Here is a 12,823-nt window from a genome sequence, read left to right as displayed (position 1 = left end):
CAGTTTTAAATTTCGCACTGAAAAAATATCATAGAGTTAGGAATTGCTCAAATAAAACCATAAACCGACGACTATGTTAATCTTTTTTCGTGGTTTTTTGCATAATTGATCTAAGCGGAGATGTATATCGCCATGATTTGCTCGTTTTCATAGATGACAGTTTCTGTTGGGCATCGTGAAGGTCGTTCTTCGCATTCAGGAGATCATGTTTAACTTTACTATAACGTCTTTTATATTTTCTTTTTTGTTGTTGTTCTTTGTTAAGTGCATTTTTAAGTTCGCTTAAATCACTTTTATATTTTTTTATTGATTGTTTATATTGTTTCACTCTACGATAGTTGGATACAACAGGATATTTTTTATTTGACTGACTTACATAAGACAAAATATTCTCCGTTAATTCGCCAAATATTGGTCGTTGTGAAGCTAATTGATAGAGCCATGTGTTACCTGCAAAATTCGCTTCAATAAAAATCGGTTGACCATCGATCCCTACGGCAATATCCCATGAAACAAAATCATGATGAATAATATTTTGATGAGCATCTTTTACAAAGCGGATAAACTCATTAAAATTAGGGATAGGTTGAAGTTCATGAAAAGGAAATCCCGTTGTCGGATGATGGGTATAGGTCAGCGCATATTCATCCATCGCTGTGTTCATAAAAAAACCATCGTCATTCATTCCTATCCATAAACCGCCCTGACCTGCATTATCTTGAATTGCCCCGTCAGAACCAAACTTAGCACATGTAAGTAGATGGTGAATCGAGCAATCCCAGCGAAGTGTTACCATGCGTAATGTATTGACGGATGATGGATGTGGAGCAGCCATATTTGAATGTTGTTGGATGACCTGCTCTACGGTATAGTCCGAGTTATACATAAGTTCGATATCGTCCATAGACACTGGTGTATCATTGATGTTTAAGGAATAGTGATTGTTTACAAGCTTGTTAATCTCTCTACCATTATTGCTTTTGCTTGGTTTGATAATCAGTTCATCAAACCGTAGTAATGTTTGGAGAACATCATCGCGTTTCATCATGGTGTTATTCCCATCAAAATAGTTTCCTCGTACACACTTGATCACAGTATCAACAGATTGAGGAGTTGGAATCAGCAAGTCATAGTTGTTTTTATCCACATACCCCTCATCAATTGTTTTATCGTTGAAAAAAGGTATCAATGTTCGATTCATTAATCTAGCAGGTATCACACGATATTCATCATAGCCAACGAGATTAGCAAATGCTGTTGCAGTAAGAGGATCAACGGATTTATTATAATAATGTAGCCAATATTCCTGATAATTACCAATAAACGTTTCACTTACATGATCTAATAGGCCAGCTTCATCATAACGTTCAAAAGCCTTGGTGTCTGATTTAATCCCCAATTCCTCATAATTGATCTCCTCTTTTTTTACTAGATTAATCATGGGCACTCCCTAACATTTAATTATCTGAACCTATATTATCATTAATTAGTGAGAATATCCAGATTTTAAGTTTTATAGTACTTAACTAGGTAGGGATTGCTGAACAACTTGCAGATATCAGCTGAAGCCGGGATGCCGCTTCCATAGCTTCACTTTCCGCGGACGAACAGGCAAGCCTCCTCGCGCAAAACCGGCGCTGCGGGGTCTTGACGCGTCCGTTTTTCCGTAGGAATCTCGCCATTGCAGCGTCATCCCTCCGTACGCTGCCAGAAGTGCAAGGGTTTTTCTGCTTATAGGATAAATTTCCTTGCATCCAGCTTTGACAAAAACGGAAAATGCTTATGTGCTAGTCTTTTTCCGTTATTCAGCAGTCCCCTATATAAAGACAACATAAGTCGGATGTAAAACTCTATATCCATTACAACACCTCTCATAATTTATCTTCTAACAAAATTACTTTTATGCTAGTAATTTTTTCATAAAGCTTGAAGGGGAAATTAGGGCATTGAAAAAACGCGGGATTTGACCCGCGTTAACAAATAAGTTTATTAGTAAGGAATTGGACAGGGGCACAGACATAAAGCGAGTGCTTAAAACAGGAAATAAATTAATCGAAGATTATTCGTAATTTAATTTCTCGCTAAATCTTAAAGTTTTTAGTAAACGCCTCAAATTTCTTCCCACGGAGAAGATCTCTTGTCAAGCGAGCTTCTGCCTCCCTATAAGCCTGTCCAAGCTTCCGATCATATTCCTTATTAAATAAGTGAAATCCACCCGGTCTGGGTGTGGCTTCTCCAAATACCAGACCGTCATGACCTTTCAGCATGTCAAATCGCACGAAAGGGCTTGGAATTTCTAGGCTGGCTTTTTTCGTAATTTCGGCATCTTCTTGAGAGAATCCGACCCCTGGTCGTGCTTTCTCGTCATGCCAACCTGTTTTTATGAAATGACCATTTGCGTCCCAAGTACTGAACTGAGAAGAATCCATACGATTTGCTTCCAAGACAAATAACAATTCTCCATAGAAACAATAAAATTTGTAATCAAGTGGTGGTTCAGTACTATCAGGAGACTTCAGAATAAGCTCTTCTACAAACCACTCATCTTTCACTAATTGTTTGCTACGTTCCCCCTGCTTAACCGCATCAAGATCATTTTGCATTTCCGCTTCTATTTCATCCCAATTCGACAAATATTTTTCTTCACGAGCAGAGAATATTTTATTATTATCGAAAATCAAGTATACACCTTTGGAGCCTGTGGCTCCTACAGGTTTCACTACAATTGGTCCTTCTTTTCCTTTTAATTCATCGAAACGATAAACTTCACGATCTGATTTAGGTGTACGTAAACCGATACTATCCGCGAAAACATATGCCTTTGTTTTTCGGTCAATCGTCCAGGCATAATCCCGATAACCAAGTTTTCTCATCGCCGATTTTTCGACCATAATCTCTCGGAAGGAGAAAGAGTTAGTTACAGGAATCTTTTTACGTTCAAATTTTTTTAGGAAGTTATGGCTGATATGTCGTTTTTCTACAACATCAGCCAGTGATTGCAACTTCGCTTTATTTTGGGAAACGGCCTTATCCTGATTAAACTTTTGATAGTATCGGAATAAATACTCATCAATCTTACTTTGAATATGTTCAAGTTGATAGGTCTCTTCTTTAAAAGACTCTAAGTCATCTGGAAAATTTGTACTTGAATTCAATGAATGCTCTAGTAGAAGCTGATCGACTTCATCACTCGTTTTCGTATGACGAATATCAAAATAATATCGATCCCCGTCTTTTTTTACAACATCTTTTTCTACACCCAGATGGTGCTTATCATTTAGTAATTTGAATAACTCAACAGCTTCATCGTGAGTAACAAATCGAACTCGAAACCCTGTTTCTTTATTATCGGTGACGATAGGGTAAAAAGCAGGTTGAATATCCCATCCGTTTTCTGATTCGGAAATGATAAGGTTAGCGATGAAGCTATAAGGAGGCGCCTGCATTTTTTTATAACGGCCAGGAGAATTAAATACAAAATTCCCGATGGAGTATGCAATAATCCCCGACTTGTACTTTTCAATATGATTTGCCATATGTGTCCCATGGGCGATTACCAAATCGGCTCCTGCTTCCACAAATGACCTACAGCGCGTTTCCTCAGTTTCTTTCACCCATTTATAATCTAATCCTTGCCAATGAGGACAGACGATAACAATAGCGTCAGAATCTTTTTCTTTTAGAGATGAGATTTTACGAATTAGCCGATTTTCATTTAACGAATTAACCCCTGCCTCTTCTTGTTGGGCAAAGAAATTATAATCAACTCGATAACGACGAGATGCCTTCATCCCAGTTAGTACATAGACATTCTTTCTTTGGTATGTTCCGGGTACTTCTATCTTTAAGGGCGCCACCGCTTCCTCGCTTGATTGACCAGCACCAAAGTATGAAATTCCTGCATTTTTGAGTTCGTTAATCGTATCAACTAATGTAGATTCACCGTAGTCCATTGTATGATTGTTTGCAAGGCTGACAGCATCAACATTCATGCTCTTTAGCATGTCAATGGTTCGTTGAGGTGAATCCCAATTAGGGTATTGTTTTCCCTCTAAGAACCCTGAAGGATTATGAGCTAGTACAGTCTCCAAGTTTAAAATGGAATAATCACTTTTATTTACAAAAGATGCTACTTCTTCAAAAAAAGAATATGGATCTGTTTCTAGTCTTTCTTTCTCTTTTTTTCGTTTAGGTTTGTTTAGATACCCATCTCCCAGACTAGTATCTCCTGCAAATGTTATAGTGTATGGTTTGCTCATTTCCCAGCACCTCTTCATCTGGATAGATGATGACAACTCAAGACCGTTTGCTAAAGTTGCTCATATTTCTCAACGGTTTCGTATAGCGCCACGAACGACTATTTAGAAGCTCAAAATACGCTTCTTTTATAATTTCTTTTTCTTCCTCAACGCTTTCCAGTTGCTCCTTAACTGCTCTTCTCTCTTGATCAAGCATACTTCTCTCTCGGGCGATTTTCTTTTTATCGTTTTTTTCCTTTTGCAGTTGTTTTTCCAGCTCTTTTAAGCGTTTTTCTTTTGATTCTTTTTTTATTTCAAATCCCATTTTCACGGGTTTTTCCCATTCTTTTGCTTTTACTTTCTCCACTTGAGCTTTCTCCGGCCCTTGGGCACAAATATCTTTGAACGCACGAACATCACTTTCATCTGAGCCTACAACAACAACAATGACCTTTCCGTCTGGCTTGTTTTTTGTGTAGCCATGTAAATGATGCTGTAACGCTTGCTTTCTGATCCATTTTCGATAACCAACCCCTTGCACGTGGCCAGACACTATATATTTTTTGGCATATAGCTTTCCTAATGGGGGTAAGGTAACCTCAACCATGTCGGTTGATCTGCTCTTCAGAGGCTCCAAGATACTGTCAAAATCAAAATACAGATTTGTTTTCTCCAAACTCTTGGTTTCCGGGAAATAATAATCAATGATTGGAGATGTGATATCCCGTGCGCTTCCTTCTACCGGAAACAAATGAAGACCCAGCATAGGCTTTGTGTTTATTTCAATGACAGTTCCTAAATTATTTTCTTCATCAATGATCATGTCTAAACCGCATAAATCCAAATCAGGTATGCTTTGATACGCTTTTATAGCAAGATCATTCATATGAGTTGTTAACTTTTCCGTAACATCTATAGGATCTCCACCCATAGATACACTGCTTTTATTTCTTAAAAAAACACGATCTCCTGCTTCGGGAATACTATTTAGTGAATAATCTTTAAACTGTATTGTATCGAGTAATTCCTTATCAATATCAATAGCACTTTTAGATAAATTAGGGTTCCCTCGTTTTTCCTCATTTTTTTTATTAATTAACTCGTTAATAGAGTTGATGCCATCTCCAACAATATTTGCTGGAATTCGATTAACAGCACCTATGATTTTATTACCAACGATAAAGATACGAAATTCTTTTCCTGGTACATGTTCCTCCACAATTACATCACGGTAATTGAGTTCCTGGCGCACATGTATTAAAGCCTTTCTCATCTCTTCTGCATCCTGAATGTTAGCAAGGACGCCCTTCCCAGCATTTTCACTAATAGGCTTAATCACGACAGGATAACCGAGTGTATTGGCGTAGTCCACGATTTCCCCATCTACAACATTTTCCTTAAATCTTTTCCCTTCCGGGACGGGGATCCCGGCTTTTGAGAGCTGTTGTTTCGTGAGATCTTTGTCATCACAAATGTCATACGCCTCTTGGGTCAATAGATCCCCGCGGGATGACTCGAATTTGTGCTCTCTCCCTTGGTAACTCAAGGAATACCTAATGCGCAATTTATTTTCTTCCGGATCTTCAAGCCTGTAAAAATTTACTTTAATGCCTCTGCGCCATGCTTCCAAAGCAATCGTATACATACTGAGCTTTTTCCCATATGCAGACTTCGGAATCGCATTTTCTAGATGAGGTAACCATACATGTTCATTGGTCATTATAAAATCACCTCCAAGCTTTGAGAAGCTTGTCCCTTAACTTTTAATTTTATTGTTATCTAGTGTTACCAAAGTGTCATCGTTTTATCATGCGTTTCAATAAATCTTTTGCATAACGAAGAGGGTAAGTTAATCGCCAGGATGTGCTATTGATGATTTTATTATATTCCTTCGATACACGTTGATATTTCTGATGCACATTTTTTGGCCGTTTGGTTGTACGTTTCTTCTTCAGTTGAAAGTCCACTCTAAGCGGTTGATCTTCCCAATCATATTCCTTGATTTCTTCGACTGCTGCATTTTCCTTGCCTTCAAACAATAATTTCTTAAATCGATCAACAACACTCTGTTGTTTTCCGGCTACAACAACTTCCAAATCTCCGTTATCCAAGGGTTTTGCATAACCATGCAAATCTCTTTTCAAAGCCTGCCGTTTCACCCATTTTCTGAACCATTGACCTTCCACATTACCGGTAACAATATATTTTCTTCCATATAACTTACCTGTTGGGGGTATAGGCAATTCAGTCGAGATAGCCGCTCGGGTTTTTAAAGGTTCTATGATCTTATTAAAATTGAAAAATAGATTTGTGCGCTCTATATCTTTCGTTTCCGGAAAATAATAGTCTATAATTTCCTTTGCAAAGTCGCGTGGTTCGCCAACCATTGGAAATAAATGCCCTCCGAATCCGGGTCTTGAGTTTACTTCCAAAATAACCCCCGTATTGTTTTCCTGATCGACAATCATATCGATGCCATAGTGCGGCAAGCCGGGAATGGCTTTCCCCGCGTCAATCGCAATTTGCTTTAATTCAGGGGTCAACTGTTCGGTTACGTCAATCGCTTCTCCACCTCTGGCTAGATTACTTTTTTGCCTAATATACAAAAACTCGCCATCTTTGGGAACAGTTTCAAGCGTATAGCCAGCTCGATCAATAAAATCAAGGATTTCATCGTCAATTTTAATCAAACGGCTGGTGGTATGGGGATTCTTTTTACGTTCTGTATTTTTTAAATCAATTAACTCTTTGATCGTGTGAACGCCATCTCCGATAACGTTTGCCGGCCTTCTGTTCATAGCACCCAATACTCGGTCTTCGATGACATAGATGCGAAATTCCTTACCCGGCATATATTTCTCCAGAAGAACTTCCGTATACGCCAATTCTTGGCGAACATGTACTAAAACTTTTTTTAGTCTTTGTTCATCCAAGATATTTGCAAACACACCTTTACCCGCATTGTCATCAACTGGTTTGACAACGACTGGAAAACCAATGGACTTCGCGTATTCAACAATGTCTTCATCTTGAACATCGTCCATAAACTTTTTCCCTTCGGCTACAGGCACGCCTGCTTTGGACAGATGTTCCTTGGTGAGGTGTTTATTATTACAAATTTCAAAAGCCTCATCGGAGACCTTGTCCCCCATGGATAAAGAAAAATGATGTTCGTTCCCTTCATAATTTAATGAGTATCTGATTTTTAAATGATCTTCTTCATCATGTACCCGATAAAACTTTAGCGGAATCCCCCTTCTCCAACCCTCTAGGGCAATCGTATATGTGCTGATTCGCTTGCCCTGTCCAGCGCTTGGTACGGCATCTATCAAATGCGGCAGCCATTTATTTTTAATATCTTCCATCCGATGGTCCTCCCATGTAAACAAAAATATTAGATTTTTTTACAGATGAGTGATTATCTTTGTCACGATGTTTATTATTTTTCTAACCCTATAATTCTATACTATTCATTTTGCTTACTCAAGGATATTATTTATTTGGAAATATTTTTGTAATGTTTAGAGGTATTACTTTCTTTATTAGATCCCCTGCTTTCCTTAAGGGCACTGTGATTCTCCAAGAACTGCTTTGTTCAATTTTGTTATTCTGGCGTTCGAGACGACTTTTTTCTTTTTGGATCGCCTGCATTTCTTCCTGCAGACTTTGCCATTGGGATTCAAGCTGATTTAAACCGGCTGTTTCTAGTTGACCGTCAATATCGAAACCAATTTTCACCGGCGCTTCCCACGGTTCTTCCCGAAGCTTCAAATCTTCATGTCGATCTTTCCGGTAGTTAAATACTTGTTTATAGTTATCCACTTCATGCTTGTTGGCACCTGCAATGAGGATTTCCATATCACGGTTGCCCAACGCTTTAATATACCCACTTAAATCCCTTTGCAATGCTTGTTTTCGCAGCCATTGGTAATAGTTTCTATCCTGGATAACACCCGATAAGATGAATTTCTTGGCGTACACGTTGTCCGTTGGCACCGGTGCAACTTCTATTTCCTCAACGGCACCGTTATTAAGTGTCTCATTGATGGTTTTAAAATCAAAATAAACATTTGAATGCATCGTGTGAATTTCTTTTGTTTCCGGGAAATAATCATCAATGATTGCTTTCGGAATATCTTCGGCCTTTCCTTCCATAGGGAATAGAAATGAACCGATCCCGGGTCTTGTATTTAATTCAATGACAAATCCTTTATTATTCTCCCAATCGACCATCATATCTAACCCGCAATGGGCCAATCCGGGAACAGCCTGGCACGCTTGGACCGCCATTTCTCTTAATTCGGGTGTTAACTGATCAGTAACATCAATAGGGTCTCCGCCGGAGGAAACGTTACTTGTTTTCTTCAAAAAAATACGCCGGCCATACTTAGGAATAGTGTCCAGCGTCAAGCCCGACTCACGCAAAGTCGTATACAATTGCCTGTCCAGTTTAATGGGGCGATCATATAGATGGGGGACATTTTTTCTTTCTTCATTTTTCATATCAATTAATGTTCGAATCGAGCGCTGACCATCTCCGACCACGTTAGCAGGTATTCTGTTCACAGCGCTAAACAGTTGATCGCCGAGAACAAAAATACGAACTTCATCTCCGGTAATGAATTGTTCAATAATAATTTCCTTAAACTTGAGTTCCTCTCTAACGTAGAATAAAGCTTCCTTTAATGCTTTTATACTCTGGATATTGACAATAACGCCTTTGCCTCCACTCCCATTCGTCGGTTTTAATACGAGTGGAAAGCCGGCTGTTTTGGCGTACTGGATAATCTCGTCTTCCTGTGCTTCATCCGTAAACTTTTGCCCCATAGGTACAGGGACACCGGCTTTGGAAAGCCATTCATACGTTAAAGCTTTGTCATCACAGATATGAAAAGCTTCATCCGTGATTTTATCTCCCTTTGACCCTTCAAAGTGATGTTCTTTTTCCCCGTTTGCAAAAGAATAACGTATTTGCCGAGTACGATTTTGATCCAATTCCGTATAAAACGTTAATGTCAATCCACGTCGCCAACCTTCTAAAGCAATCGTATACATGCTCACTTTATTTTTGCATGATTCAATCGGTATGGCATTTTTTAAATGCGGCAACCAGTTAGCATAATAATTTTTCACAGTGGGATCCCCCATTAGCTCAATTCAGGACCGGCGTTTCATGTAATTTAATGCTTTCCGAAGAGGCAACGTCAACTTCCAGGAACGACTTTGTTGATACTGGATATACTTGCGTTCTGCCTTATCTTTCTCTTTTTTCATATCGGCTTTTTCTTGCTTTATTTTGCTTATTTCACCTGTTATTTTATTAGGATCAGCTTGAATGTCAAATCCAATTTTCACCGGGTGCAACCAATCCTCTGCATATACGCCCGTGACATGAACGTCGTCGGTTGCTTGCAAAAGGATATCATGAAAGGTATCAACAGGATTTTGATCCATTCCGGCTACCACAACTTCAATATTGCCGTTATCAAGATTGTTAATAAATCCGTGTAACTGAGTGGCTAATGCCCGGTCTCTTAACTCACGATGATAATGAACCCCTTGTACCTCCCCGGACACCGTATATTTTTTCGCATATACATTTCGGGATTGAACAGGAGATACGGTTATTCGTTTTGAAGAGTTGTTTTGCAAAGGTTCCAGCACACGGTTAAACCCAAAGTAAAGACTGGTTTTCTCTTTTCCGTCCTCCTTTGTTTCGGGAAAATATTCGTCGATAATCGCTGCAGGGATATCTCTGGCATAGCCTTTCATTGGGTATAGAAGAGAGCCTATTTGCGCTGTTGGGTTCAGTTCAATGATGGTAGCTGCATTTTCCGGAGGTTTATTTGCATCGATAATAAGATCAACACCGCCATGATATAAATCCGGGACGGCATCTATGGCATTAATTGCTGTTTGTTTTACGGCAGGGTGTAAGTCATCGGTAACATCAACCGGATCGCCCCCCAGAGAAATATTGCTTTTTTCTCTAAGGAAAATACGTTCCTTTTCATCAGGTATGCTTCCAAGCGTATACCCTTTTTCGTGAAGATACCCAATAACTTCATCGTCGATTTGGATAGGGCAACTAACAAGTCGCGGATTGCTTTGTCTTTCTTTATTTTTAATATCAATTAAAGCTTCAATAGAATTATGACCGTCTCCAAGAACATTGGCAGGTATGCGATGAATCGCTCCTGCGACTTGCTGGCTGACAACGTAGATACGGTACTCTTCCCCGGAAATAAAACGTTCCACAAGCACGTCAGAGTGGCGGACATTTCTAAGTGCTTTCCGCAGTTCTTTCTTATCTTGGATATTGGTCATTACCCCTTTTCCAAAGCTTCCATCGGTTGGTTTCAATACAACAGGAAAACCAATACTTGAGGCATAGTTTATAATGTCCTCATCGCGAGCATCCACGCTGAATCGGCTTCCTTCCGGAACAGAAACGCCGGCTTCGGCCAATACCGCTTTTGTTTGCTCTTTATCGGCACCAATTCGAACTGCTTCATAGCTTACTTTGTCTCCGCGTGTACGGAAAAAATAGTGGGTTTTCTCCTCGGAACCAAGAGAAAATAACTTGCCGGGCGCATCCACGTGCCACGTTGCCATACGCCGAAAAGGCTCTGCATCTTTCGTGTACCAATTGAGTGTCAGTCCCCGTCTCCATCCTTCCAGTGCCACTGCATAAGCACAGAGTTCATGCCCGAGAGCTTCTGATACGATTTTTTCACTTAGATGGGGAAGCCAGACTGGTGGCTCATTGTTCATTCCATCACCTTCTGATTCATACATTCAACTGCTCATTTCGTCCAACATGTTCCAAGGAAGCCTTAAAATGGCTAAATGATTTCCCTTGTATTAAATCCGTTAAAAGACGTCCTTGCGCCTCTAAGAATTCATTGCCAAGTTGGCAGTCCGTCTGTTGATCAAACTCATCATATTTTCCCGGTTTGGCCGCGAACTCTCCAAACACTAGTCCTTCTTCTGTCTTCAAAAAATCGATCCTGATAAATGGAGTGGGAATTTCGGAACTGATGAAAGCAGCCAGATCCACTTGATCTTGTGAAACGCCTTCGCCCTCGAAAAGCTTTTCCTCATATTTACCCGTATGCACACGTTCTCCATCTGCTGTCCACCAACAGTATTCCACCTTCGGAAAACGTCTGATTTCCAGAATGAGGCCAACCTTCCCGTAAAAACAATAAAATTTTATATCTCGTGCCGGCGTTTGTGTTTCATTGTTTTCATAAAGCAACTCTTCAGCCAGCCATTGATCATCGCTAACCAAACCTAGTGCCAGATCTTCCCGCATACTAGCTATAAAGGCATCCCAACTGCTAAGCATTCTCGATCTTTTCACATCTTGTATACGATCAAATGCAAAAACGATGTACACCCCGCGGGAGCCTGCCCCATACACCGGTTTAATGACAGTTCCTTCTTTTTCAGGAATCGTCGTATGCGAAAAATGTTCTTCAGATACCCATGGCCTTCGGACCTCGAGCTCATCAATAAAGGTGTAGGCCGTTGTTTTGTCATCAAGTTCCCATTCCGGCCTGAATGCTTCAAGTTGTCTGATTCTTGATTGCAAAGTGAGAGAAGTACTGAAGGATGCGATTTTTTGAAGGGAAACCGTATCGTCCTTTTGGTCTGACTTTGATCGGATTAAAATTTCCGGAACCTCTTCGATTTTTAAACCTTCCAACAATGTTTGATAGACCTTGTGCTTAGCCGCCAATGAATCATCGCTATAAAGAAGAGATGCGTACTTAAGTGCAGAGCGATAATTTTTATCATGAACACTTCTTTTCATAATAAGGTCTTGCAAATAATCAAGCATATGTCCGTCTTCTTTTGTCTTCTGTAAGCTATTTTCAAGTTGCTCTTGATTCATGTTTTGCCAGTCCATGATTGTCGTACCTGCTTGTTTTTTTTCGTTTCGAAGCTGTTGATGAAGAGACACTGTTTCTTTTTTAAGCCGCGTATTTTCTTCTGAAAGCTTTTTGTTTTGTTCCAGAACAGCCTTATGACTGGTGCTTAGCAAAAAAGATTGTATGCGCCCCTTGCTTGTCCGTATAACGCTTGACACTTTTCTTTCAAGCCATGTGAAAGCCCACAAACGGTATTTACGCAATGACGTATATCTTCGCTTTAAACGATTCCGTTCTTTTGCATTGCTTTTTTTCTCATTTGTAACTTTCTCCAATTCAGCTCCCCGCTGCAGCAATGTACGCAACAATTCTTCTTCTCTCTCATATTCAGCTTGCAATTGTTGACGGACAGAATCGTTGTTTTTCAAAGATAAACGCCTCCAACGGCTTGGCAGTACTATTTGGTACGCTTTCGCCATGCCTTGAGTTTCCGTATCGGTTTGGAGCCTTTCCACAACAGGCTTCGTTCAATCTCGGCACATTTTCGTTCATAGTGTTCTTTTTCTTCCGCAACTTCTTCGTTTTCTTTCTTTGCCTCTGCAATTTGTTGTTCTACATGCATTATATCATGAACGAGTTGTTCATTTCGCTTTTGTTGAAGGGCTAATGATTCATACGTGTTATTATCCTTTTCCAACCATTAACTCC

8 protein-coding genes are annotated in these 12,823 nt (G+C 39.8%); all 8 read right to left on the bottom strand.

Annotation, left to right across the window (positions count from 1 at the left end; translation table 11 throughout):
* Positions 1-76: 76 nt before the first annotated feature.
* Positions 77-1,441 (bottom strand): sugar-transfer associated ATP-grasp domain-containing protein, encoded by a 1,365-nt coding sequence (locus tag HUG15_RS00210; RefSeq protein ID WP_200126174.1) that lies wholly within the window; start codon positions 1,439-1,441, stop codon positions 77-79.
* Positions 1,442-2,081: 640 nt separating this feature from the next.
* Positions 2,082-4,259, bottom strand: a complete 2,178-nt coding sequence (locus tag HUG15_RS00205; protein WP_200126172.1) for a CapA family protein — start codon at positions 4,257-4,259, stop codon at positions 2,082-2,084.
* A 37-nt stretch (positions 4,260-4,296) separates the two neighbouring features.
* Complete coding sequence (locus HUG15_RS00200; RefSeq protein WP_200126170.1) at positions 4,297-5,733, bottom strand: acylphosphatase; 1,437 nt, start codon at positions 5,731-5,733, stop codon at positions 4,297-4,299.
* Positions 5,734-6,034: 301 nt separating this feature from the next.
* Entirely contained in the window at positions 6,035-7,603 is a 1,569-nt protein-coding gene (locus HUG15_RS00195) for an acylphosphatase (RefSeq protein WP_200126168.1), read from the bottom strand.
* A gap of 127 nt (positions 7,604-7,730) precedes the next feature.
* Positions 7,731-9,371, bottom strand: coding sequence for an ATP-grasp domain-containing protein (locus tag HUG15_RS00190; RefSeq protein WP_200126166.1), 1,641 nt, complete (start codon positions 9,369-9,371; stop codon positions 7,731-7,733).
* A gap of 24 nt (positions 9,372-9,395) precedes the next feature.
* A complete protein-coding gene (locus tag HUG15_RS00185) occupies positions 9,396-11,012 on the bottom strand; it encodes an acylphosphatase (RefSeq protein ID WP_200128785.1) in 1,617 nt (538 codons plus the stop codon).
* Between the two features lie 16 nt (positions 11,013-11,028).
* Positions 11,029-12,543, bottom strand: coding sequence for an ATP-grasp fold amidoligase family protein (locus HUG15_RS00180; RefSeq protein WP_200126164.1), 1,515 nt, complete (start codon positions 12,541-12,543; stop codon positions 11,029-11,031).
* A 29-nt stretch (positions 12,544-12,572) separates the two neighbouring features.
* Entirely contained in the window at positions 12,573-12,812 is a 240-nt protein-coding gene (locus HUG15_RS00175; protein ID WP_200126162.1) for a hypothetical protein, read from the bottom strand.
* Positions 12,813-12,823: the final 11 nt, after the last annotated feature.

Source organism: Salicibibacter cibarius (assembly GCF_016495725.1).
Classification (GTDB): Bacteria; Bacillota; Bacilli; order Bacillales; family Marinococcaceae; genus Salicibibacter; species Salicibibacter cibarius.
The sequence above is the reverse complement of the archived record's forward strand: the minus strand, read 5'-3'. Positions and strand labels throughout refer to the sequence as shown.